Consider the following 24131-nt stretch of genomic DNA (forward strand, 5'->3'; position numbering starts at 1 on the left):
TAACCTCCTCAATAATTTTAAGTAAATTATTATATCAGTTTTCTAAACTGATTTTCTTTACTTCTTCAAAATTTAAAATATCCATATATTCCCACTCTCTATAAGCCATAGCATATATTCCTTCTTTTGTTAGTTTGTTTAGTATATCTTCTTTTATGCTTAAGCTTGCAAAAATAAGTATAATTTCTTTATCTTTATATTCAGGAAAAAATTCTTTTAACTTTGTTGCTTTTTCTTTTGCTTGTTTTATGTATTCTACTCTTGGAGTTGCTTTTACTTCTACCAAAAATAGTTTATCTTTACATATTGCTATTACATCCCATTCTTCAGTTTTTCCGTTTAATTTTTTCTCTACATTTGCCATTAATGTATCAGGATCACATTTAAAATATTTTTTAATGATAGGTCTTGTAGCTGGTAAAACTATATCTTCAACAATAGTTCCTAATTTGTTAGAAAGTTCTCCCCATTGTTTATTTATTCTTCTTACTTCTCTTTTCATCTCATCTTTAAAGTCTTTCATTTCATTTTTAAACTCAAGCATTTCATCTTTGAACTCTTTCATTTCATCTTTAAAGTCCTTCATCTCATCTTTAAAGTCTTTCATTTCATTTTTAAACTCAAGCATTTCATCTTTGAACTCTTTCATCTCATCTTTAAAGTCTTTCATTTCATTTTTAAACTCAAGCATTTCATCTTTAAACTCTTTCATCTCTTGTTTTAGTGCTTGAATTTCCATTTCTGTTTTCTGCTGTATATATACAAGTCTCATCATTGCTTCTTCAAGTCTATCTACTCTTTCTTTAAGTTCTGGCATCTTAAACTCCTCTAAAAAAATATTTAGACAATAATATTATTATAAGTTGATATAGCTAAAAATCAATTTTATAATTGATTAACGAAAAATAATATTAACAAGGGAGATTTTATGTCAAAAAAGATATTTTTAACAGGTGGAGCTGGTTATATAGGTTCTCATACTGCAGTTGTGCTTTTAGAAGCAGGATATGATGTGGTTATTTATGATAATTTAAGTAATTCAAAATATGAAGTGATAAACAGAATAGAAAAAATTACTGGAAAAAGACCTGAGTTTATAAAAGGAGATATTAGAGATTCTAAAACCTTAGAAAAAGCTATAGAAGGTTGTGATGCAGTAATACATTTTGCAGGATTAAAAGCAGTTGGAGAGTCTGTAGAAAAACCTCTTGAGTATTATGATAATAATGTTTGTGGATCTGTGAATCTTTTTAAAGTAATGCAGAAAAAAAATATAAAAAAGATAGTTTTTAGTTCTTCTGCTACAGTTTATGGAGATCCTCAAAAACTTCCATTAACAGAAGATCATCCTTTAGCACCAGTAAATCCTTATGGCAAAACAAAGTATATGATTGAGGAAATACTGAAAGATTTATATAACTCTGATAAAAATTGGCATATAGCAGTACTTAGATATTTTAATCCTGTTGGTGCCCATGAATCAGGTTTAATAGGAGAAGACCCTCAAGGAATACCAAATAATTTAATGCCATATATATCACAAGTAGCAGTAGGAAAAAGAGAATATTTAAGAGTATTTGGAAATGATTACGATACACCAGATGGAACAGGAATAAGAGATTATATACATGTAGTAGACCTTGCCAAAGGACATCTAAAAGCTCTTGAAAAGCTTGATGAAATAGGCTATGAAGTTTATAATCTTGGAACAGGAAGAGGATATTCTGTATTAGAAGTAGTAAAAGCATTTGAAAAAGCATCAGGTAAGAAAATTCCTTATAAAATTGTAGAAAGAAGACCGGGAGATGTAGCAGTTTGCTATGCAGACCCATCAAAAGCAGAAAAAGAGCTTAACTGGAAAGCCGAATATGATATAAACAAAATGTGTAAAGATAGCTGGAACTGGCAGAGTAAAAATCCAAAAGGATATGAATAGAGTTTAGTAAATATATTTTAGATAAAAGCTATTTATAATTCAAAAAAAGTAGAAATATAGATCTTTACATCATTAATAAACCCAAAAAATAGATATAGTAATAGCAAAAAAATAAAAACAGATTAATTGAAAAAGTTTCTTTAAGAAATGGTAGATAAATATGAGAGAGACTAAAATGATTTTATAAGAAACTACAAAGGAGAAAGATTTATATGGTATTAAAAATATTTTTGTTGTCTTTTTTTATATCAATAATTTTTAATTATATCTTAATAAAATCAAAATATGGGCTTGACTTAGGAGTAGATGAAAAAGAACATGCTTTACATACTCATCAAGTATCCAGAATGGGTGGCCTTGCTATAGTTATAGCAATTACCATAACTTCGATTTTTTATTCTCAGGATTTTATGCTTATTTTAGCTTCAGGACTTGCTATATTTAGTTTTGGATTTCTTGAAGATAGATTCCATTTTGACTTGCCATATAGTTATAAAATCTCATTTATTGCTATTTCCACTTTCTTTTTACTGTATTTTACAAAAGAGTTTGCTTATGATGGTGGGTTTATTGTTTTAAGCCAAACTAATATTTTTGAAATTTCTATAGCGGCTATCATAGCTTTCGTAGGCATAATTGGGTTTTCAAGTGCAGTTAATTTTATAGATGGTCTTAATGGATATTCTATGGGTGCTATGGCTATATCTTTAATATTTTTTTCTATCATTTTTTACAATCAAGGAGTAGAAAATTACTTTATTATCTCTATAATCCTTTTAGGAGCAATTTTAGGTTTTCTTATATTCAATTTCCCATTTGGGAAAATATTCTTAGGGGATATGGGAGCCCATCTGATAGGATTTATAGTAGGATATTTATCTATTGTATTAGCTAATCATACATCTGTTTCTTTATGGTATCCATTGGCTATATTTAGCATTCCTATAATAAACACACTTCAAAAAATACCAAGAAGAATAAAAAGGAAAAAGCTTTACAATATACCATTTAGTGAATCAGATAGTGAAGATTTACATTATTTTATGTTTGCGTATATAAAGCAAAAATATCCTAATATAAAAAGTATGGCTCTGAAAAATTCTTTAGCCACAATTCATATATTAATTCCATATTTTATAATAAACCTAATCGGATTTATTTTTAGAGAAAATGATTTTGTTTTGATAGGATTGTTTTTAGTTAGTGTTTTTACCTATGTTTACGTTTATAATGTTTTAAAAAAGAAGGTATAATCTAATAATTTTTAGAAATGGTTTTATATAAATTCTCATATTCTTTTACCATTTTATCTATAGTAAATTTTTCTTTTACTAATTTTTTAGAATTTAATCCCAAAATTTCTAATTTAGATTTATTCTCTATTAAATTGTTTAACTTTTCTATTGCTTCCTTAAAATTATTAAATAAAAATCCATTATAACCAGAAATTACTAAATCCTTATTCCCTACACAATTAGATAATATTAAAGGTTTTGAAAAACACATTGCTTCTAAAACTGATAAAGGTAAACCTTCCCATAAAGATGTTGATATATATATATCTAAATCTATCAAATAATTTTTTACTTTTTCCAAATCTACCCATCCTGTAATTTTAATATTTGGGGAATTCAACTCTTTTCTTAATTCCCCATCTCCTATCCATAAAAATTTCACATCTTTCCTATATAAAAATTTTTTTGCTATTTGATTAAATAATTGAGGATTTTTAGCATAAGTTATACGCCCCACAGTACCAATTAATATTTCATTTAACTTCTTTTTATTTCTTAAAATATTACTATTACAATCAATACCATTATTTATATATTTAGCTTGTATACCATATTTATTAAATATTTCACTTTCAGATTTAGAACAAGCTATTACTTGTCCTCCTAACAAATATGCTAATTTTTCTAAAGAAATAAATATTTTCTTTTTGAATTTTGATATATCTTCTCTTAGAAAAGAAACCCCATGAGAAGTATATATTACTCTACTTTCATACCCTAAAATTTTTGCAGATAATCTTCCTAAAAAGCCTGCTTTTGAAGAATGCAGATGTATTACATCTATATCATTTATAGATTTAAGTATCCTAACAAGTTCTATCAGAGCTAAGAAGTCTTTTTTCGGATTAATCTCTCTTACTGCCGAATTCCATTTATAAAATTTGGTTTTTTCAGGGAAATATTTTTGAAAATTTTTTGGTGTATCTTCTCTTATTCCATGAATGATTATGTGCTCGTTGTTAGACATTTTATTTGTTAATTTTACTAAAAAACTGAAAGAACCTCCTGCAAAAGACTCAATAATATGTACTATTTTCATTTTTTTAACCAAATTTTTAGTTTTTCTATAAATGAGTAAGGAAGAAAATATATGAAAATATTTCTCAAGAGACCATAAAAAGCATAAAAAGAAAAATCAAAATTATCCAAAATTACTTTAATTCTATTTTTTAGTTGTATTTTTCTTTTACTAATAGATAATCCTTGAGGATTTATTTCATATTTCAACAAAATTTTTGGAATATTTGCTACTTTATAATTTTTTACTATATTAAAAAAATAAGCATAATCCTCTGCATTTTTTCTATTAGTTGGATAAAATCCTATTTCTTTTATAATTTCTGTCTTAAACATTACTGAAGGATGAATAAATTGATTATTTATAAACATTTTCTTTTTTATATTTTCATGCTTTACAGGAGGTTTAAACTGGAATAATTCTTTATTTGTTTTCATGTCTATAAACGAAACCCAAGAACCAACTAATTTTATGTCTGGGTTTTTTTCTAAAAACTCTTTCTGTATTTTAAATCTTTCAGGATAACAAATGTCTCCACAATCTAATCTTGCTATATATTTGTAATTATTTTCTAATATATACTCTACCCCTTTGTTCAAAGCATGCTCTATGCCCATATTATTTCGTAAATATAAAATCTTTATTTCATTTATGTGAGAAAATTTCCTTTTAAGGACTTGTTCATCAGGTTTTTCTTTACTACCATCATCAACAATTATTACATCAACAGGTTCTATATTAGATATACTATTTAAAGATTTTTCTAAAGAATCTAAGGCATTATAATGTGGAATAAGTACAGCTATATCAGCCTTCATAAAAAACCTCCTTAAAATTTAAAACCCAGTGTATATTGGGTACTTGGAGCATTTAATACTAAAATGAAATATATACAATTTATTATTGTTAAAAAAACGAAAAAATAAAAATTCTTTTTAAAAGATAGCAAATATATCAAAGACAAACTTACAAAGGCATAAGGTAAAAACCTATCTGCAATTTGTGGAAGATTAAATAAAAATAAAAAAGTAATAAAGACAAAAGTTGAGAAAATTTTTGTAAATAACACAAACGATTCTTTATCCTTATTAAAGATAACCATAAAAATAAGATAAATAAAAGAGAAATATATAAAATTCTTAATTTGAAGAATATTAGAAACATCTTTCAATGCAAATTTATTGGTAAGATATAAATTTATTTTTTTGTAAATATAAGAACTTATATCAAGTGGAATATGTTTTATTATATAACCTATCATATTTAGTATTAATTTTTCTTGAAAAATGAAAATAATAGCTATTAAAATTATAGCTATCCCATAATACTTAATTTTCTCAGCATTAAAAATTTTTAAAACGAAAATAAATGTTATAGCCCATATGGCAGAAAAATGGAATAAAGATGCAATAAAAATAATAGTAAATCCTAATATATATTTATCTTTATAAAATAAATAAAAACTTAACAATAATAAAGGTATAATTAAAATTTGCCTAAGAGCATTGCCAAAGTAAACTATATAATATGTTGAAAATAAATAGCTTAAAGCTAAGGGTGTATAACTTTCTAATTTAAACTGCTTTAAAACTATATAAAAACAAATAAGTGTTATAAAAAAAGATAAAAATGTATAAAAAATTAAGAAATTCTCTGGGGATAAAGAGAAAAATTTTTTAATAAAAGCTAATAAATACCAAAACCCTATTTCCCTACTACCAAAACCTTCATAACCAGTTAAAGGAGCTGATGTTATAGTAGTAATTTTTTCATAGGTTTGAATATATCTTGGAGTATCATTACCGGCATTAATTGGACGTAAAGCTACTAAAATTAAAATTGATAGTGTTGTAAAAGTTAGAAATACTATATTAAAATTAAACCGTGTTTTTTTAAAAAAACTATTATCCTCAGGTATAAGATATTTATAAGATAAAAGCTCTATAACATACTTATAAAATAAAATTATTAAACACTCTAAAAATGTTATTAAAGCAACAATAGTTCCTTTTTCAAACATAAATATATTCATTACTCTACCATCTTGGATAAAAAATCCATGTTTTTAAAATATTTTTTACTTTTATAGCTAATACAAAGTTCCAAAAAATTGTACTAATAGTAGTTGCTATAGCTGCACCTGTTATTCCAAGTAATTGAATTAATATATAATTTAAAATCGCATTTATTAAAGCTGAAATAATCATTACATTTTGAACAAACTTTTGATTACCTGTCATATTTAAAATATAACCTGACGTTCCCATAATAGTATTTATAAATTGACCTATTGATAATATTATAAAGGCATTAGTTCCCAATATAAATTTTTCTCCAAAAATTCCTAATATACTTTTTGGATAAAGTAAAAATATAACTAATACAGGAATAGAAGTCCAAAATATTAATTTTGTAGATTGCTCAGCTATTTTCGAAATACTATTTATATCTTTTTTGCCCCAAAATTCTGCAAATTTCGGAGCAGCTATAGCATTTATAGCAAGTAATGTTAGAGTTATTATCATAGCTAGTCTTAATGCTATATTATATATTCCAACTTCTTCTTCAGACCTGAAAATTCCAAGCATTAAAGTATCTGTCCAAACCATTAATAAATAAATAGAATTTGAAAAAAGCATGGGAATTGATATTTTAAGTATAGAAGAATGTGATATATAATTGTTTTCTTCTTGAATATTATTAATAATATCTTTGTTTTTTAAATAATTTATCCATAATAAATATGCTATTAAAGAAATTATAGAAAGAGAGCAAATGTAAACTATTAGAGGAATATAATTTATATCTTTGATTTCAAAAAATCTTTGATAAATAAAAAATGTAATTGTTCCAAGGATAATAGAAGCTAATATAAATATTGCAGCTTGTTGTAGAAACATATATTCCTTTGTTTTTTTTAAGCCTCTTATACCCTCAATATGAATAAATAGCAATGCAAATGGAAGTATAGCTATTGATGTTAATTGTAAATATTTAAACAGATAAACCTTGTTAAATAGATATTTAGCAATATATGGAGATAATAAAAACAGAAATATTGATAAAATCAAAGAAATAGGAATAGTTACTTTTATTACTTTTTTATATACATCAGTTAATATATTCCATTTATCTTGAGAAGAATATTCAGCAACAAATCTTAAAAATGCAGTATCTAATCCTAATTTTCCTATTGAGGAAAAAATCTGTAAAACAGTAAAACAGATAGCAAATATTCCCATTGCTTCCGCACCATAGCCCCTAGTTATTATCAATGTAAAAATATATCCAGAAAATAAACCCAAAACTTTAAGGATAAAAGCAATAGAAGATTTTTGTAAAATTTCTTTTAAATGGATATCTCTATTGAACTTTTCTTTTAATTTATTTATCATTAGATTTTTTTGATAAATTTCTAAATTCCTCTAACCAATTTAAAAAGAAAGCAATAAAAAAGCCCAGAAGTAATCCTATACTTGTTGCTATCAATAAAATAAAAATTTTGTTAGGCTTAAAAGGTTTTGGAGGTTTTGATAGTATAATTTCAATCTTTAATTTTCTTAATTCATTTTCAAGGTAATATTTTTCAGAATAAAAATATATTAATTTTTCATATATATCTGCTGGATTAAATTTGAAGAACTGGATTTTGTCTATATTTTTTTCTACTTTATTTTTTATTTTTTCTAAACTTAATATAGCTTTATCTATTTTACTAATGATAGAAATAAGTCTATTTTTCTTAAAAATTACCTCTTGTCGCATATTTATATTTTGTCTTAGATAACCTACAATAGCCTTTTCAAGTTTATCAATATTTTGTGTAGAATATGTATATAATTCTATTTTTGAAAAATTTTTATTATCTTTATTGTAAATAATTTTGATGCTTGCTATATTTTGCACGATATCAACATCCAGATTTAGTAATTTGGCTAATTTATTATATTCTTTTTTTCTTATTAAATTTAAGATTTTTTCTATATAGATCTCCGTTTCCTTAGGAGATATGAGAGGATTTTTAATAATAAATTCAGACTTATATATATTTTTTAATGTCAAAGTATATATACTTGCAAGTATAAAAAATACAAGAGTAATAAAAGTTATAATTTTCCATCTTTTTTCAATGATAACCCAATATTCACTTAATTCTTTCAACATAACTCCATAGAAAAAATTTTTCTATATTTTAGTAATTTTAACATAAATACCTCGGGTAATAAATTATAAACTTTAATAATTTTAACATAAATACCTTGGGTAATAAATTATAAAAAATCTTGGTATTCAGTTTTAGAGTTAATTAGTCTTAATAATAAATCAAAGATTTCTTTTTTAATTTTTAATTTTAATTAAAGTAAATTCAGAGCTTTAAAAGTGTTTTTTTAAGTTTTATAACAAATTGCAAACTACTCTTTAACTAAATACCCTTTTATATATTAGTTTAAATATAATATATGTTAAAATTAGTTATAAAAAAGAGCAAGTATTTTAATAAAACTAACAAAAAAAGAAAGAAAGCTTATAAAAAAGCATTTTTAGAAACATATAGTAAATTGAAATTTATTTTTTTAGGGGGTTTATAATACCAAAAAATAGTAATATGGATAGTTATATCATTCCTAAAATAAAAAATTTAACAAAAAGGAAAATTAAATTCTGGCAAAGCTAGATAAATATATAAAAAAACAAAAAATATATATAACAATAGCAAAAAAATAAAAACAGATTAATTGAAAAAGTTTCTTTAAGAAATGGTATAGAAATATGAAAGAAACTAAAATGGTTCTATAAGAAACTACAAAGGAGAAAGATTTATATGGTATTAAAAATATTTTTATTATCTTTTTTATATCGGTAATTTTTAATTATATCTTAATAAAATCAAAATACGGGGCTTGATTTAGGAGTAGTTAATTAATAAAAAGGGAGTGTAGTTAAAATGATTGTTATAGGGGATAGCTATAAATTTACCAAATATGATTTAGAAAAATTAAATAAGAAATTTCCACAAATAGTCCATATTTCATATAAAGATAAAAATGTAAAAGATGTAATAAAAGCTATTAAGCAAACTTTAGATAACGAAAAAGGTAAAAAGTTAATAGTATTAAACACTGATGTACCTGTTCCTGATGAACTTATAAAATACTTAACTTCTTTAGAATTGGAAGGAATTTCTTTTTTATCAATAGAACATTTTTTAGAAAAATATCTTCATAAATGCTACATTCCGGAAAATCCTAACGATTTAAGCTTTTTAGAAGATATAAAACCATATTCAAAATGGCAGTATATTCAAAAAAGATTTATTGATTTTTTTGGTATATTTTGGCTTTTTTTCTTCTCTTGGCCTGTTATGTTATATTGCGTGTATAGAATAAAAAAAGAATCACCAGAAGGTCCTATATTTTTCAAACAAAAAAGAGTAGGTAAAAATGGTAAAGAATTTGTCTGTATTAAATTTAGAAGTATGGTACCTGACGCTGAAAAAGGGAAACCTCAGTTTGCAAATGAAGATGATCCAAGAGTTTTTAAATGGGGAGTAGTTATGAGAAAAACAAGACTTGATGAACTTCCTCAAATGTGGAATATATTAAAAGGGGAAATGCACTTAATAGGACCGCGACCTGAAAGAAAATACTGGGTTGAACAATTTGAAAAGGTTATTCCATATTATAATGAAAGACATGTTGTAGCACCAGGTATTACAGGATGGGCTCAAGTTAATTATCCATATGGAGCAAATGTAGAAGATGCTAAACAAAAGCTTATGTATGATTTATATTATATTAAAAACTGGAATATATGGCTTGAATTAAAAATTGTTTGGAAAACTGCTATGACTGTTATTATGAAAAAGGGGGTTTAATATTTTTTTTCTATCATTTTTTACAATCAAGGAGTAGAAAATTACTTTATTATCTCTATAATCCTTTTAGGAGCAATTTTAGGTTTTCTTGTATTTAATTTTCCATTTGGGAAAATATTCTTAGGGGATATGGGTGCCCATCTGATAGGATTTATAGTAGGATATTTATCTATTGTATTAGCTAATCATACATCTGTTTCTTTATGGTATCCTTTAGCTATTTTTACACTTCCTGTTATGGAAACAGTATATACAATGATAAGAAAAAAAAGAAGAGAAAAACGCGGGGATAAACCTTTTGGTCCAGATAAAGAGCATTTACATCATTTTGTTTTAAATTATGTAACATTAAAATTCCCTAATATAAAAAATTCTATTTTATCAAATTCTTTAGCTTCTGTTTTTATTTTAATTCCCTACTTTATTGTAAACCTAATTGGATTTATTTTTAGAGAAAATGATTTTGTTTTGATAGGATTGTTTTTAGTTAGTGTTTTTGGATATCTGTATGTTTATAATATATTGAAAAAAATATAATGAGTATTTAAAATAAATTTGTTAGCTCCTTAAGATTGCTAATTATTGGAACATTAAATAAATTTTTATTTATTATATGACCTGTAGAAATTAAATAATTATGTTTAATACCAGCTGCTATACCAGCTTCAATATCACTATTTTTATCTCCAACTAATATTGATTTCTCTAAATCAATGTTAAATTCTTTTTTTGCTTTTAAAATCATCCCTGGTTCAGGTTTTCTACATTTACATTTACCAGTATAATCTGGGTGGTGAGGGCAATAATATACTTGTGATATTTTAATTTTTCTTTTTTCAAACTCTTTTATCATCCATTTAGTTAATACTTGAAAATCTTTTTCCGTATATAATCCCTTTGCAATACCAGCCTGATTTGTAATAACAATGATTAGATATCCTTTTTCTTGAAAATATCTACAAGCTTCAAATACTGTATCAATAAATTCAAAATCTTTTATTTTATGAACATAGTTTTTTTCTTTATTAATTACTCCATCACGATCTAAAAATAACGCTTTATTTTTCTGAATTCTCATATGTAATTCTTCATTTCCTTTTTAGCTTTTTCATAATCTTCAGGTATTCCTATATCTATAAAATAAGATTTAGAAATGAATCCATAAAAGTTATACAAATTATAGTATTTTTCTAAAAAATCTTTCTCAAAAGAAAATTTATTAACAAAATTTAAAGACAAGAAAAAAGGTTTGTTAAGTATATAAACACCTCCATTAATTATCCCTTTTTTCACGTACTTTTTTTCAGAAAAACCTGAAATTCTCCTATCTTTATCTATTTCAACTGTTCCATATCTATCAATGTTTTCCATCTTCTTTAAGGCAATGGTTAAATTTGATTTTTTAGCTAAGTGAAATTCATAGAATTTTATTAAGTCAATATTAAAAAAAGTATCTCCGTTCAAAATCAGTATGTCGTTTTCTACAGAAAAATTTAGAGCTTGCTTTATTGCACCTCCTGTGCCTAAAGGTTCATTTTCTTCAGAATATTTTAGAGTTAATTCTTTATAACTGTTACCAAAATAACTTTTTATAATATCTGATTTATAACCTATTGCCAAAATTACTCTTTTTAAACTGTTATTATTTAAATAATCCAAAATATATTCTAAAAAAGGTTTCCCAGCAACAAGAGCCATTGGTTTAGGTACATCTTTAACAACGCTTCTTAGTCTTGTTCCTAATCCTCCTGCTAAAATTATAGCCTCTTTAAGCATTAAAGAGCTCCTTTTCCACAATCTCACAGATAATATGCCCGATAGTTATGTGTACTTCTTGAATTCGTGGTGTATCTGTTGAAGGTACGTTTATAAGGTACTTACAAAGCTCCTTTAACCTTCCACCGCTTTTTCCTGTTAATCCGACCGTAACTAAGCCTTTACTATTAGCCACCTCCACTGCCTTAACTACATTCTTTGAATTCCCTGAAGTAGATATTCCAATCAGTATATCCCCTTTTTCACCTTTAGCTTTTACTAGTCTGGAATAAACTTCATCATATGAGTAATCATTTGCAACTGCTGTTAAATAAGAAGTATTTACATGGAGAGCTTCGGCAAAGAGCGGTTCCCTATCAAAATAGAATTTACCTGAAAGTTCTGCAGCAATGTGTTGAGCATCAGCTGCACTACCACCGTTACCACAAAATAAAACTTTATTACCCTTTTGAAACGCCTTAATAATTTCCTCAGCAACAGTAGCTATTGTTCTAAGGAGTTTTTCATTCTTCAAAATATTTGTCTTAACCCCAATGGAGCCCTTTAAACTATCCTTTACATTATTTATCAACATCTCTACACCCTCCAAGTTTCTAAACCATACTTTGTAAATTGAAATCTTCTAAATTCTCCACCAAATTTCTTTAAAGCTTCTATGACTTTGTAACGTGAATTCCCAGGACAGTATAACATCATAAATCCACCTCCACCAGCCCCTGAAATTTTACCTCCTATTGCTCCCGCTTTCTTAGCAGTTTCATATATTTCCTCTATCAAAGGATTTGTTATACTGCTGGCCATCTGTTTCTTGTACTGCCAACCGAAGTCTAGGATTTCCCCTATTTTATCTAACTCTCCCTTTAATATGGCCTCCTTCATCAAAATAGATTGTTCTTTAAGCTTATGCATAGCCTCTATAGACTTTGTTCTTTTCTGTTTTACATTTTTCACTTGAGCTTCAATTATCTTAGAGGATAGCCTACTGGTACCCGTGTAGTATAATAAGAGATTAAATTGTAATTCATTAACAATCTCCGGTTTAATCCTTAGTGGATTAACAATAACTCTGTCATTATCATAGAATTCCATAAAGTTAAATCCACCAAAAGTAGCAGCATACTGGTCTTGCTTTCCTCCAGCCATTCCTAAATCTTTTCTTTCAATTTCATAGGCTAAGTGGGATATATCGTACTCTCCAAGCGGTAATTTTAGCCACTCAACAAATGCTCCAATTATAGCTACAACTAAGGTTGAGGAACTTCCCAAACCAGAACCAGGAGGTGCATCTACATAAGTAGTAAGTTCAAACGATAACGGTTCTTTTGTGAAATCTTTAACAATCCTGTTATAAATTCCCTTTAATAAATCAAGCTTTCCATCTATTTCAATTTCAAGAGTTTCTGCAAATTCTAAGCTTTCACTCCTATCTACAGAGTTAAAAACAATTTTTCCGTCATCTCTTGGTTCTATTGAAGCATAAGCATACATACTAATCGTTGCATTTAAAACAGCTCCACCATACATGTCAGCATATGGACTTACATCTGTCCCTCCACCAGCTAATCCTAATCTTAATGGTGCTTTACTTCTTATGAGCATCTATCACCTCTTCAATAGTTTCTATATAAACCTTTTCGTATAAAGACCACGTAAAGTGTTCTTTTATAAATTTTCTGCTATTCTTCTTCAAAAAAGCATATTTATTCCTATTTCTAAATATATCGTTAATTACATTTGCAATTTCAACAGGATCATCTAAAATCAAATAATCTCTCTTATCTTTTGCTCCAATTGGAGCAGCAGCTAATGATGATACTATATTTATTGTTCCTAAAGCCATTGATTCTAATACTTTGTTTTGAATTCCACCTCCTGTTTGCATAGGAGCAACTACGCATAAGCTTGACTTTAATATCAAATACGGATCTTCCACAAAACCAGCAACTTCAACATTTCTATACTTTCTAGCAAGGTCTTTTATTTTCTTAGTTGGATTTACTCCAATTATAATAAATTTAATATTTAGATTTAATTTGTTTAAGACATTTTCGGTGAACCAAATTACTGCATCTATATTAGGTTGATAGTCCATTTTTCCAAAAAATGCCACATAATTTTTGTATTTTTCATCCTGATCATCGTATGTAAAAAGAGCTTCATTTACACCATGAGGAATAAATTTTATCTTGTTAGGCAAATTGAAATACTTTATTTCTTCTCTGTTAAATAACAAAGTTTTGTCATACTTGTTTATCATTTCTTTTTCATAACGAAGTAATCTTTTAGATTCAAACATATATATAGATTTCCAGAATAAGGATTTAACTCTCGCAGAAGATCTTTTATAATTAAGGCCTATGCTATCTGCCATATCAAAAATTTTCGGTTTATCTATACTATCAGAATATTTGGCTGTTCTTACAAGAGTAGCAATAATACAATCCATATCTTTTGAAATACTATTAATGTACTCTTGCACATCTTTGAAGTAATAATAATTTACTTGTAATGGTTCTTTATTAAAAATTGCCCTTGAAGTAGAAAGAAGAAAATCAAATTTTGATTTCTTAAAAATCTTGCAACTGGTAGTATATTTTTCTAAAACTTTTTTTGTTTCATCAGTAGGTATTTCATCAGTTATAGTTACTAAATGTACTTCATAATATTTTGATAATATTTTTAATAAGTTAAAATTTTTTAATCTATCTCCACCAAAAGGAGGATATGGAATTCTACTGGTAATTAACAGTATTTTTTTAGACATTAAGCCTCCGAATGGTTTTGTGAACTATTCTAAGTCTTTTTGAAAAAGGATATCCTAAAGTTGATATTGTAAAATATATATTTTTTAATACTGGTAATTTTTCAGGGAAGTGTTTTTTAAAATAATAAAATTCACTTTTCACCTTCTCTCTAATTACGAATTCATTAATCTCAGAATTTTCGCTACTCTTTCCCTCAAAGTGGGTGATTACTATATCAGGAGTATACAATATTTTATATCCTTTAAGCTTTGCTCTATAACAGATTTCTTCATCCTCAGTATACATAAAAAAATTTTCATCAAAACCACCAAGTTCCTCATATACTTCCCTACGAAATATTAAGCTACAGCCACTTGCCCAATCTATAAGCCCTTCTTTTTTTTCTTTATCGAAGTTTTCCAAATATACTTTAATAAAATTAGGTTTTATTGGAAACCACCTAAATAAGTTTAACGCGAATTTATTGTTTCTTACAAGTTGGCCTACTTTTAACAACCTTAGTGTTACTGTCCATAAATTTGAAAAAGATTGAACATTGGGTTGTAAAGTTCCATCTGGATATAAAACTTTTGTAGCTAATATACCAACTTCAGGAAATTTATTGAATTTATTTTCAATAATCTTTGTAATATTCTTGGTATTCAATAAAGTGTCATTATTTAATATATATATATATTTACCTTTACTATATTTAAAACCAATATTGTTTGCCTTTCCAAAACCTAAATTTTTTGTATTATAAATATATTTGAAATTAGGACTATTTAATTTTTCAAAAAACTCTTTACTACCATCTGTTGAGGCGTTATCGACTAAAATAATTTCATAATCTTCCTTATTTAATTTATTTATGATGCTTTTAATAGCTTTATAAGTTATGTCTTTAGTATTATAATTTACTAGGATAAAAGAAACTAGCAACTCGTCTCTCCCTTTTTATGTATATACGTAATATAATTTCTAACTTTTATAAAAAGTAACATATATACTATAAATATAGTCCAAAAATTTTCAAATGTATATCCTAAATAAGAAAATAGTAAAATTATTATAATACTTCTTTCAAGTCTATTGCCATAATATAACAGTAAGGTAAAAATAACAACTTGTATTAGTGCCCCCAAGATTCCCCCGTACAAAAATAAATTTGCTAAAGTAGATTCCGGTATTTGGTTTTCCTGAAAATAAAAATTTTGTAATTTAGGTAATTCAGAATACCTATTCATAAACGTACCAGTTCCTCTATAACCGTAACCGAATAACATTTCGGTAGGTTTAGCATAAACTATATTGAAAACTTTTGAAATATATATAAGATGCCTATACTTACCATCATCATAATTTACAAAAGAAGGTTTAACAATAAAAGAGATTATATAAACAAACAAGAAAAGAAAGCTTATGCTAGTCATTGCTAGTACCTTATTCTTCCTATAAAGAAAGTTAAATATTAGATAAACAATAAAAGCTACTATTCCTGTGGTTGAGAGAGTTAGAAAAATGGATAACGCTATGATAACAAGCAACTTTTTACTTTTTGAAGTTTCATAAACATAAATAAATCCAATAACTAAGGCAGTTGCTATACCACCTGGATCCCATCCTATCCCAGCCGATCTCAACAAAAATATATTTGAATTCATGAAAGAGACATGTAATCTATTTGTTAAACCATGATCATTTCCTAATACAAGAAACCGCAAATTTTCATTAATAGAGAAAAAACCTCCTACTGTGTAATAATATATAGTATCTGCAAATATCCATAAAGAATTAATCAATACAGACACAACAAACCCTTTCATAAAAATACGAAAATAAGACTTTAATTGTTTTGATTGATTGGATAGTAAAAATATAATTGTTACAATAATACTATATCTAATAGCTACTAAGATACTTTTAATCGGACTTTCGGTATTAATAGTTGCTCCAATTATTGTTATAAGAAAGAAAATGATAATTACAAAGTATACTATCAATAAAAATACATTAAATCTAATATTTGATTTTAAAAGATTAAAAAACAACAATGACAACAGCAAAACAAGAAAAAAATCTACTATCTTTATTCCATAGAAATCAGGAATAAAGATGAGGCTAAATACTCCTATGAGAAAAACTAGTAATTTTACAATATTAATTTTTTCCATATCATTTTTCCATTTTTTCAATTAAATTATATAAAACCTTTTTATCAATAATTACATCATTATTAAGCAACCAAATATATTTAAATCATCTTTAGCTATAGCATATTTTATTCTAATATTATTTTTTGCTGCAAAATCTCTGGAATTTATTCGTAATTCTATTAAAGATTTTATTATTCAAGGTTTCTTCTATCTATTTATCCCCTTTTTCTGCTTCTTCACGGTTGTAATAAACATAAGGAATTGGCTTTTTAATTGGAGGATGAGATAGATATCTTAGCGAATGATTAGGTTTCACCCAAACATCAAGTTTTCCTTCAGCCCAAGCTTTGATATATTCCATTGAATTATTAGGAGAATCATTATCCACAACAATAACTTGATAATTTGGATAATCATTTCTTAAAACACTCTCTAAACACTCTATCGTATCTGCCCAGCCGTTATAGTTTAAAATGATTATATATACTTTTTTATTCATATTTTAACTCCTTAACCGTCTCTTGCCTCGTGATTTGACACACCTTCCCTTAAAGCACTATCAATCACTTGCTTAAAAAAAGATATCAATATTAAATTTTGGGCAAATATAACATATACAAAATACAAATAAAAAAATAAAGAAATTGGATTAAAAGAAAAAAATTCTATTTTTGATAATCTGAAAAATATAACAGATAAAAGAAAATTATCATATTAAAAATAATTAAATTAATAGTACTATCCAACATTTATTTTAACCAACTACTAAGATCTCTTTGTATCAATTCTTGTGTTTTTTTAATATCTTGTTCAAAAAAAGGAAGCAAATATTTTCTATCCTTCTCACTTAAAACAGGTTTCTGATTCTCAAAAAATATTTTTCTATAAAAATTCTTGAATTCATTCCAAAAATTTGAAGGAATTATGGGCTTCAAATTTCTACCCCACTTTAAGATAAACTTATTTATAGAAGGAGGTATACGAGGAACATAACTAGGATTTTGTGGAGTAATATCTATCTTTACATTACTATCAACATCAAGGAAAACAAATATATTCTTTAAAGTGTTTTCAAGATTATTCTTTAAATCTTCAAAAAGCAAAATTTTTACATTTTTTTTAGGGAATATATCTAAATATCTTTTTACTTGTTCATAATAAAGCCCAAATTCTATATATAAATATGCACTACCCAAAATTCCTTTTGAATTTTTATAATCATTAACAACCTCTTTTATGAAATTTTTTTCTGTTGTTAATCCTATCATTAAATTCATTAAATATTGAGAAAATGCTCTTTCTATTGGATCTCTCAAAATTATTAGTATTTTTGCATTAGGATTGTATTTAAAAATTTCCGCCGCAGCAACTTTAGAATACAAATAACTAACACTTGCTTCTCCTACAACTTTTTCTTTTTTTCTATCCTTAAACAATTGAATATATTCATTAAAATCTTTTATAAATGTGTTTACTCCTTTATGTCTTTTAATAAATTCATTAATATCTGTATCTTTTGCAAAATAATTAGGTTCCTTTATTGGACTCATATAAATATCTGGGTGTTGTTTAAAATAATAATATAACGAAGTTGTGCCTGCCTTACCTGCTCCTACAATAAAAAAATTAGGTATTTTCATCAAAATTTTCTCCTTTTATATAATCTTGGATAAAAAATCCATGTTTTTAATATATATTTTACCTTAATTGAAAACATAAAGTTCCAAAAAATCATACTTATTGCACTTGCTATAGCGGCACCTAAAATTCCAAAAATTGGAATTAATAAATAGTTAAGAATTATGTTAAGTAAAGCTCCTATAAATATTATATTTTGAACAAATTTTTGATTGCCCGTCATATCTAAAATATATCCAACACTCCCAGCAACTGCATTTACAAACTGTCCTATAGTTAATACTATCAAAGCCAAAGCTCCTGCTTTAAATTCCTCACCAAATATATCTAAAATTTGCTTTGGAAAAATTAAAAATATAATCAATATTGGAAAAGATGTCCAAAATACAATTTTAGTTGATTGTTGAGCTACTTTTGAAAGTCCTTCTATATCTTTTTTACCCCAAAATTCTGCAAACTTTGGGGCAGCTATTGTATTTATAGCCATCAATGTTATGCTTGTTACTGTTGCTAATCTTAATGCTACATTATATATCCCTACTTCTTCTTCTGTTCTAAACATCCCAAGCATTATGGTATCTGTCCATCCCATAATTAATGCTAAAGAGCTTGAAAATAGCATTGGGATAGAAACATGTAAAATTTTAGCATAAGATAATTTTTCTTTATCTATTTTCTGTTCTTGTCTTTTTTGTATAAATTTTATCCATAAAAAATATGCTGTTATAGAGATAATAATTATAGAAAAGATAAACACTAATAAAGGTATTTGACTAATATCCCTTATATGTAAAAAGTTTTTATAAATAAAAAATGTTATTAGTCCAAGTATAATTGAAGAAAGTATAAAAATCCCTGCCTGTTGTAAAAACATATACTCTTTTATCTTTTTTAGTCCTCTTATGCTTTCTGTATGAATATACAGTAAAACAAAAGGCAAAATTCCTATAGAAACTATCTGAAAGTATTTAAATAAATACGGTTTATGAAATATATATTCTGCAATATAAGGAGATAATAAAAAAACTAATATAGATAATATTAAAGAAATAGGAATAACAAGTTTTATAGCTTTTTTATAAATATCCTTTACTATATCCCACTTACCTTGAGAAGAATACTCTGCAACAAATCTTAAAAGTGCAGTATCCATTCCAACTCTTCCTACCACAGAAGCAATTTGAAGGACTGTAAAAGAAAGAGCAAATATACCCATTGCTTCTGCACCATAGCCTCTAGTAATTATCAAAGTAAATATATATCCGGCAATTAAACCTAAAACTTTTATGACAAAAGCTATAGAAGAGCCTTTTAAAAGCTCTTTTAAATGTATATCTTTATTTAATTTATCTTTTAATTTTGCTATCATCTATAAATTCTTAGCCCACTCAATAAGTATATCTGCAACTTCAGGTCTTGAAAACTCCTTAGGAGGCCTTTTACCTTCCCTTAACATTGCTCTTACTTTTGTTCCACTTAAATGAATATGATCCTCTTTTGGATGAGGACATGTTTTTGCTGAAGCCATATTCTCACATTTTTTGCAGTAAAAAGAGTGTTCAAATTTTAAAGGCTGTATTTCAAGCTCATCTATAAACTGCTCTACAAACTCCTGTGCTTCATATGTTCCATAATAATCTCCAACTCCTGCATGATCCCTTCCTATTATCATATGTGTAGCACCATAATTTTTTCTCATTAGCATATGATGTACTGCTTCTCTTGGTCCTGCGTAATGCATTGATGCAGGTAATACTGATAAATGTACTTTTTCTTTATTAAAGTAGTTATCTATTAATGTTTCATAACATCTCATTCTTACATCTGCAGGAATATCATCTGGTTTTGTTTCTCCAACTAATGGATGAATCATAACTCCATCCATTGGTTCCAATGCTGTTTTTATTATGTATTCATGTGCTCTATGGATTGGGTTTCTTGTTTGAAAGGCTACTACCTTTTTCCATCCTTTCTTTTTTATATTTTCTCTTACTTGTGAAGGATCTAAGTAGTATTTCTCATCAATACCTTCTCTTAAAGGTCTGTTTATAAGTCTTATTATCTCTCCACCTATAAAGTTATTACCTGCATTTTTAACAACTTTTACACCTGGATGTTCTATATCTGTAGTTTTAAATACATTTTTACAGTAATTTTCAAGATCAAGATTAAATTTATCTTCTATAACCATAATCGCTATTAATCTTTCATTTTTATCATATAAAGCTATCTCATCTCCTAATTTTAAATCTTTATAAATATCTTCTGGTAATGGTAAAACTATAGGAATTGACCATAGAAGACCATTTTTTAGATGGATATTATTTATAACTTCTTCTGCATCTTCCTTAGTCATAAATCCATTTAAAGGAGAAAATCCTCCATTTGCTATCATTTCACAATCGCTTACATATCTATCGGCTATCACTATTTTTTTTAAGCTTTTTGCTTTTTCTATAAGTTCCTTTTTTTCTTCTTCTGTTGCTATTTTATTTATTAATTTTCCTCCATGTGGGTTTAACATAAATTTCCTCCTAAATAATTTTCTTATTTTCTAAATAATCTATTATTTTTTTTACAGACTCTTCTAAACTCATTTTATCTGTTTCAACAACTATTTCTGGATTTTCAGGTTCCTCATAAGGATCATCTATTCCTGTAAAGTTTTTTATTATTCCTTGTCTTGCTTTTTTGTACAAACCTTTTACATCTCTTTGTTCACAAACTTCAAGAGGACATTTTACATATATCTCTATGAACTCATCTTCCTCTACTAAATTTCTTACAAAATTTCTATCTTTTCTGTACGGAGATATAAAAGCAGTCAAAGTAATTATACCTGCATCAACAAAAAGTTTAGCAACTTCACCAATTCTTCTTATATTTTCTTCTCTATCTTCTGCTGAAAATCCTAAATCTTTATTTAAACCTGTTCTTATATTGTCTCCATCTAAAACATAAGTATTTATTCCCCTTTCAAAAAGCTTTTCTTCTACTGCATGGGCAAGAGTAGATTTACCGCTCCCAGAAAGCCCTGTAAACCATAAAATAGCGGATTTATGCCCTTTTTGTCTTTGTCTATCTTCTTTAGTAATATTTCCTTTATGTGGAATAATAAATCTTTCTTCCTTTTGTTGCATTAAATCCCCCTTATAAAGACTAAATAAAGTATTGAAATACATATTATACTGTATAATATAGATAAAGGTAAACCAACTATTAAAAAATCCTTAAATTTGTAGTTTCCTACTGCATATACCATAATATTTGTTTGATAACCTATTGGTGTTATAAAACTTGCAGATGCCCCAAAAGCCACTGCTAAAATAAAAGCAGTTGGATCTATAGATAAATGTTTTGCTAAAGATAAAGCTACTGGAAAAGTTATAGATGCTGCTGCTATATTTGTAATAAACTCTGTAAGAATATTTGCTAATAAATAAACACCTATCAAAGCTCCTACAATTCCAAAAACCGAAAAAGCAGATATTATCCCTTTTGAGATTATATCTGATAAATTGGTAATAATCATAGCTTTACCAATAGCTAAAGATAATGCAGCAATAATAATTAGATTTAGATCTAAACCTTTTCTTACCTCTGAATACGTAGTAATTCTAAAAAATATTAGAGCTGAAATAAATAAAAGAAGACCTGAAAAAAGATTTATGAAATGAAAAATAGATAAAAGTATTATAGAAATAAATCCTAATAATATTAAATTAGCTTTTTTTATATCTATATTAAAAATCTCTTTTACTTTTGAAACTGGATAAAAATCGGTTGTATCTTCTGTTCTTTTCCAAAAATCTTTTCCTGCTACAATTAATAAAACATCACCTGCTTTTAGTATAATATCTCCTATTTTTCCTGAAAGTTTTTCACCATTTCTATGGACTGCTAAAATGGCAGCATCATATTTTGCTCTAAAATCTGTATCTTTAACTTTTTTATTTATAAGATATGAATTATTTGAAATAACAACTTCTACAATATCTGTTTTCTCACCATTTACAATACATATATCTGGTATTGATAATCCAATATCTGAAGATATTAACTCTGTTATAGAATCTACCTGACCTGCAAAAATCAAAATATCATTTTTTTCTAAAACTTCATCTGGAGAAACAGGAGATATTTTGTTTTGATCTCTAATTATCTCAACTAAAAATAAACCTTTCAGATTTCTAAGTTTCGCATCTTTTACTGTTTTACCTACAATTTTAGAATCTTCTTTTATTACAGTTTCTACTAAATACTCTTTCTTATTTTCTAAAAATGTATCTAATATATCTTTTCTATTTGGAAGTAATTTATGACCAACAAAATAGATATATAAAAATCCAATAACTGTTGTAGGAATGCCTACCCACGCAAAATCTAAAATATGTAAAGATTTTAAACCACTTTCAACTGCAAGACCATTTACAATTAGATTTGTTGATGTACCTATTAAAGTTATAGTTCCACCTAATATTGCAGCGTAAGACAATGGGATAAGAAGTTTAGAAGGAGATATGTTATTTTTTTTACTCCATTGATATACATAAGGAATAAGCATAGCAACAATAGGTGTATTATTTAGGAAAGAAGATAAAGCTGATGTTGTCAAAAACATCTTGGATAAAAAAGATTTATAGCTAATATTTTCTTTTAAAATCTTAGAAAAGTAAATATTTATAACTCCTATTTTATGTATAATATTGCTTATAACTAAAAGTAATATTATTATTGCAATACTTGGATTAGAAAATCCTAATAATGCATCTTTTGGAGATAATATTCCTGTAACTACAAGAATAGCTACTGCTATTGTAAATGTAGCAGCAGGATGAAATTTTTCAAAATAAAGAGCTATTATAAGAAATGTTAATACAAATAATAAAATTAATATTTCAAAAGACATCAGACCTTATAGCTATAAAATAGGGATTTAATAAATTTTCCTTATTATAACTTATTTCAGGATAATTTTTTGTTTTAGATAAAGAAAAAGAATCTTCATATTTAATGATTTTACCACCTACTGCATTAAGAACTGCATGTGCAGCTGCTGTATCCCATTCCATAGTAGGAGCTAATCTTGGATATATATCTGCTTTTCCTTCTGCTACAAGACATATCTTTAAAGAAGAACCTATAGATACTGCTTCTATATTTTTAAAATATTTCTTTAAACTCTTTACAAATTTAGAAGTTTCTTCATTTAAATGAGATTTGCTCATAACAACGGAAACTGTATCTTTTTTTTGTTTTTTTAAAGGAAGTTTTTCTTTTTTTCCTTTTTCTATTTTATATCCACCATTTTCTATATCACCATAATACATTATATCTAAAACAGGAGCATAAACTACTCCTAATATAGGTTTATTTTTATGTATTAAAGCTATATTTACAGTAAACTCCCCATTTTTTTTAATAAATTCTTTTGTTCCATCTAAAGGATCAACCATCCAAAAATATTCCCAATTTTTCCTATCTTTAGAAGGTATTTCTTTCCCTTCTTCACTTAAAACTGGAAAATCCGAAATTTCAGATAAACCATTTTTTATAATTTTATGAGCTTTTTTGTCTGCTTCAGTAAGAGGAGATTTATCATCTTTATATTCTATCTCAAAATCTTTATTATAAATTTCTAAAATCTCTTCTCCTGCTTTTTTAGCTATAGATATTAGACTTTTAATCAATTT

The 24131-nt window shown here is 26.3% G+C and carries 24 protein-coding genes; 4 read left to right on the plus strand and 20 right to left on the minus strand.

Annotated elements, in window-relative coordinates:
- Window positions 1–34: 34 nt before the first annotated feature.
- Entirely contained in the window at window positions 35–817 is a 783-nt protein-coding gene (locus CLV39_RS06710; protein WP_121923469.1) for a hypothetical protein, read from the minus strand.
- A 111-nt stretch (window positions 818–928) separates the two neighbouring features.
- Between CLV39_RS06710 and galE the strand changes: the two genes are divergently transcribed.
- Window positions 929–1936: a UDP-glucose 4-epimerase GalE gene (galE, locus tag CLV39_RS06715; protein WP_121923470.1), complete on the plus strand. Its 1008-nt coding sequence runs from the start codon at window positions 929–931 to the stop codon at window positions 1934–1936.
- 212 nt (window positions 1937–2148) lie between these two features.
- Window positions 2149–3189 (plus strand): glycosyltransferase family 4 protein, encoded by a 1041-nt coding sequence (locus tag CLV39_RS06720; protein ID WP_121923471.1) that lies wholly within the window; start codon window positions 2149–2151, stop codon window positions 3187–3189.
- 1 nt (window position 3190) lies between these two features.
- Here CLV39_RS06720 and CLV39_RS06725 read toward each other — a convergent pair whose 3' ends face one another.
- Genes CLV39_RS06725 through CLV39_RS06745 form a run of 5 tightly spaced genes read right to left on the minus strand, consistent with a single transcriptional unit; the run spans window position 3191 to window position 8410 of the window.
- On the minus strand, window positions 3191–4270 hold the full coding sequence (locus tag CLV39_RS06725) for a glycosyltransferase (RefSeq protein ID WP_147435397.1): 1080 nt from the start codon (window positions 4268–4270) through the stop codon (window positions 3191–3193).
- The gene (locus CLV39_RS06730; protein WP_121923473.1) at window positions 4267–5067 is read right to left on the minus strand and encodes a glycosyltransferase; all 801 of its coding nucleotides are present in this window, start codon (window positions 5065–5067) and stop codon (window positions 4267–4269) included. The genes CLV39_RS06725 and CLV39_RS06730 overlap by 4 nt, the downstream gene beginning before the upstream one ends.
- Window positions 5068–5078: 11 nt before the next feature.
- Window positions 5079–6281 (minus strand): EpsG family protein, encoded by a 1203-nt coding sequence (locus CLV39_RS06735; RefSeq protein WP_121923474.1) that lies wholly within the window; start codon window positions 6279–6281, stop codon window positions 5079–5081.
- A 4-nt stretch (window positions 6282–6285) separates the two neighbouring features.
- The gene (locus CLV39_RS06740) at window positions 6286–7644 is read right to left on the minus strand and encodes a flippase (RefSeq protein WP_121923475.1); all 1359 of its coding nucleotides are present in this window, start codon (window positions 7642–7644) and stop codon (window positions 6286–6288) included.
- Entirely contained in the window at window positions 7634–8410 is a 777-nt protein-coding gene (locus tag CLV39_RS06745) for a Wzz/FepE/Etk N-terminal domain-containing protein (protein ID WP_170145620.1), read from the minus strand. The genes CLV39_RS06740 and CLV39_RS06745 overlap by 11 nt, the downstream gene beginning before the upstream one ends.
- Before the next feature lie 784 nt (window positions 8411–9194).
- On the opposite strand from CLV39_RS06745, the gene CLV39_RS06750 reads away from it, so the two are divergent.
- Both CLV39_RS06750 and CLV39_RS06755 read left to right on the plus strand, forming a co-directional pair.
- A complete protein-coding gene (locus CLV39_RS06750) occupies window positions 9195–10124 on the plus strand; it encodes a sugar transferase (RefSeq protein ID WP_121923477.1) in 930 nt (309 codons plus the stop codon).
- A gap of 15 nt (window positions 10125–10139) precedes the next feature.
- Window positions 10140–10661, plus strand: coding sequence for an MraY family glycosyltransferase (locus CLV39_RS06755; protein ID WP_281271983.1), 522 nt, complete (start codon window positions 10140–10142; stop codon window positions 10659–10661).
- Window positions 10662–10668: 7 nt separating this feature from the next.
- On the opposite strand, the gene gmhB is transcribed toward CLV39_RS06755, so the two are convergent.
- The 14 genes from gmhB to cysQ form a co-directional block, all read right to left on the minus strand.
- Window positions 10669–11202 carry a D-glycero-beta-D-manno-heptose 1,7-bisphosphate 7-phosphatase gene (gene gmhB / locus CLV39_RS06760; RefSeq protein ID WP_121923479.1) on the minus strand — a complete coding sequence of 178 codons (534 nt, stop codon included), beginning with the start codon at window positions 11200–11202 and terminating at the stop codon, window positions 10669–10671.
- On the minus strand, window positions 11199–11900 hold the full coding sequence (locus CLV39_RS06765; RefSeq protein ID WP_121923480.1) for a nucleotidyltransferase family protein: 702 nt from the start codon (window positions 11898–11900) through the stop codon (window positions 11199–11201). Before CLV39_RS06765 ends, gmhB begins: the two co-directional genes overlap by 4 nt.
- The gene (locus CLV39_RS06770) at window positions 11893–12474 is read right to left on the minus strand and encodes a D-sedoheptulose-7-phosphate isomerase (protein ID WP_121923481.1); all 582 of its coding nucleotides are present in this window, start codon (window positions 12472–12474) and stop codon (window positions 11893–11895) included. The genes CLV39_RS06765 and CLV39_RS06770 overlap by 8 nt, the downstream gene beginning before the upstream one ends.
- A gap of 2 nt (window positions 12475–12476) precedes the next feature.
- The gene (locus CLV39_RS06775) at window positions 12477–13499 is read right to left on the minus strand and encodes a GHMP family kinase ATP-binding protein (protein ID WP_121923482.1); all 1023 of its coding nucleotides are present in this window, start codon (window positions 13497–13499) and stop codon (window positions 12477–12479) included.
- The gene (locus CLV39_RS06780; protein ID WP_121923483.1) at window positions 13483–14664 is read right to left on the minus strand and encodes a glycosyltransferase; all 1182 of its coding nucleotides are present in this window, start codon (window positions 14662–14664) and stop codon (window positions 13483–13485) included. Before CLV39_RS06780 ends, CLV39_RS06775 begins: the two co-directional genes overlap by 17 nt.
- Entirely contained in the window at window positions 14657–15586 is a 930-nt protein-coding gene (locus CLV39_RS06785; protein WP_121923484.1) for a glycosyltransferase family 2 protein, read from the minus strand. The genes CLV39_RS06780 and CLV39_RS06785 overlap by 8 nt, the downstream gene beginning before the upstream one ends.
- Window positions 15580–16818, minus strand: coding sequence for a hypothetical protein (locus tag CLV39_RS06790; protein ID WP_147435398.1), 1239 nt, complete (start codon window positions 16816–16818; stop codon window positions 15580–15582). Before CLV39_RS06790 ends, CLV39_RS06785 begins: the two co-directional genes overlap by 7 nt.
- A 193-nt stretch (window positions 16819–17011) precedes the next feature.
- Window positions 17012–17299, minus strand: a complete 288-nt coding sequence (locus CLV39_RS08695) for a glycosyltransferase family 2 protein (RefSeq protein ID WP_211325081.1) — start codon at window positions 17297–17299, stop codon at window positions 17012–17014.
- Window positions 17300–17549: 250 nt separating this feature from the next.
- Window positions 17550–18440, minus strand: coding sequence for a sulfotransferase family protein (locus CLV39_RS06800; RefSeq protein ID WP_121923486.1), 891 nt, complete (start codon window positions 18438–18440; stop codon window positions 17550–17552).
- Window positions 18440–19807, minus strand: a complete 1368-nt coding sequence (locus tag CLV39_RS06805; protein WP_121923487.1) for a flippase — start codon at window positions 19805–19807, stop codon at window positions 18440–18442. Before CLV39_RS06805 ends, CLV39_RS06800 begins: the two co-directional genes overlap by 1 nt.
- Window positions 19808–20962, minus strand: coding sequence for a sulfate adenylyltransferase (sat, locus tag CLV39_RS06810; RefSeq protein WP_121923488.1), 1155 nt, complete (start codon window positions 20960–20962; stop codon window positions 19808–19810). It abuts the gene before it with no gap.
- Window positions 20963–20972: 10 nt separating this feature from the next.
- The gene (gene cysC / locus CLV39_RS06815; protein ID WP_121923489.1) at window positions 20973–21578 is read right to left on the minus strand and encodes an adenylyl-sulfate kinase; all 606 of its coding nucleotides are present in this window, start codon (window positions 21576–21578) and stop codon (window positions 20973–20975) included.
- Window positions 21578–23347, minus strand: coding sequence for an SLC13 family permease (locus CLV39_RS06820; protein ID WP_121923490.1), 1770 nt, complete (start codon window positions 23345–23347; stop codon window positions 21578–21580). Before CLV39_RS06820 ends, cysC begins: the two co-directional genes overlap by 1 nt.
- Window positions 23337–24128 carry a 3'(2'),5'-bisphosphate nucleotidase CysQ gene (gene cysQ / locus CLV39_RS06825; protein WP_121923491.1) on the minus strand — a complete coding sequence of 264 codons (792 nt, stop codon included), beginning with the start codon at window positions 24126–24128 and terminating at the stop codon, window positions 23337–23339. Before cysQ ends, CLV39_RS06820 begins: the two co-directional genes overlap by 11 nt.
- Between the last annotated feature and the right edge of the window lie 3 nt (window positions 24129–24131).

Origin of the sequence: Hydrogenothermus marinus (assembly GCF_003688665.1) — a bacterium.
GTDB lineage: Bacteria > Aquificota > Aquificia > Aquificales > Hydrogenothermaceae > Hydrogenothermus > Hydrogenothermus marinus.

Bases quoted from the DNA above. Each gene is read 5' to 3' on its own strand.
- CLV39_RS06740 (WP_121923475.1), bottom strand. From the start codon at position 7,644: ATGATAAATAAATTAAAAGAAAAGTTCAATAGAGATATCCATTTAAAA.
- galE (WP_121923470.1), top strand. From the start codon at position 929: ATGTCAAAAAAGATATTTTTAACAGGTGGAGCTGGTTATATAGGTTCT.
- CLV39_RS06735 (WP_121923474.1), bottom strand. From the start codon at position 6,281: ATGAATATATTTATGTTTGAAAAAGGAACTATTGTTGCTTTAATAACA.
- CLV39_RS06750 (WP_121923477.1), top strand. From the start codon at position 9,195: ATGATTGTTATAGGGGATAGCTATAAATTTACCAAATATGATTTAGAA.
- CLV39_RS06805 (WP_121923487.1), bottom strand. From the start codon at position 19,807: ATGATAGCAAAATTAAAAGATAAATTAAATAAAGATATACATTTAAAA.
- cysC (WP_121923489.1), bottom strand. From the start codon at position 21,578: ATGCAACAAAAGGAAGAAAGATTTATTATTCCACATAAAGGAAATATT.
- CLV39_RS06710 (WP_121923469.1), bottom strand. From the start codon at position 817: ATGCCAGAACTTAAAGAAAGAGTAGATAGACTTGAAGAAGCAATGATG.
- CLV39_RS06820 (WP_121923490.1), bottom strand. From the start codon at position 23,347: ATGTCTTTTGAAATATTAATTTTATTATTTGTATTAACATTTCTTATA.
- CLV39_RS06775 (WP_121923482.1), bottom strand. From the start codon at position 13,499: ATGCTCATAAGAAGTAAAGCACCATTAAGATTAGGATTAGCTGGTGGA.
- CLV39_RS06720 (WP_121923471.1), top strand. From the start codon at position 2,149: ATGGTATTAAAAATATTTTTGTTGTCTTTTTTTATATCAATAATTTTT.
- CLV39_RS06790 (WP_147435398.1), bottom strand. From the start codon at position 16,818: ATGGAAAAAATTAATATTGTAAAATTACTAGTTTTTCTCATAGGAGTA.
- CLV39_RS06725 (WP_147435397.1), bottom strand. From the start codon at position 4,270: ATGAAAATAGTACATATTATTGAGTCTTTTGCAGGAGGTTCTTTCAGT.
- gmhB (WP_121923479.1), bottom strand. From the start codon at position 11,202: ATGAGAATTCAGAAAAATAAAGCGTTATTTTTAGATCGTGATGGAGTA.
- sat (WP_121923488.1), bottom strand. From the start codon at position 20,962: ATGTTAAACCCACATGGAGGAAAATTAATAAATAAAATAGCAACAGAA.
- CLV39_RS06730 (WP_121923473.1), bottom strand. From the start codon at position 5,067: ATGAAGGCTGATATAGCTGTACTTATTCCACATTATAATGCCTTAGAT.
- CLV39_RS06770 (WP_121923481.1), bottom strand. From the start codon at position 12,474: ATGTTGATAAATAATGTAAAGGATAGTTTAAAGGGCTCCATTGGGGTT.
- CLV39_RS06780 (WP_121923483.1), bottom strand. From the start codon at position 14,664: ATGTCTAAAAAAATACTGTTAATTACCAGTAGAATTCCATATCCTCCT.
- CLV39_RS06800 (WP_121923486.1), bottom strand. From the start codon at position 18,440: ATGAAAATACCTAATTTTTTTATTGTAGGAGCAGGTAAGGCAGGCACA.
- CLV39_RS08695 (WP_211325081.1), bottom strand. From the start codon at position 17,299: ATGAATAAAAAAGTATATATAATCATTTTAAACTATAACGGCTGGGCA.
- CLV39_RS06765 (WP_121923480.1), bottom strand. From the start codon at position 11,900: ATGCTTAAAGAGGCTATAATTTTAGCAGGAGGATTAGGAACAAGACTA.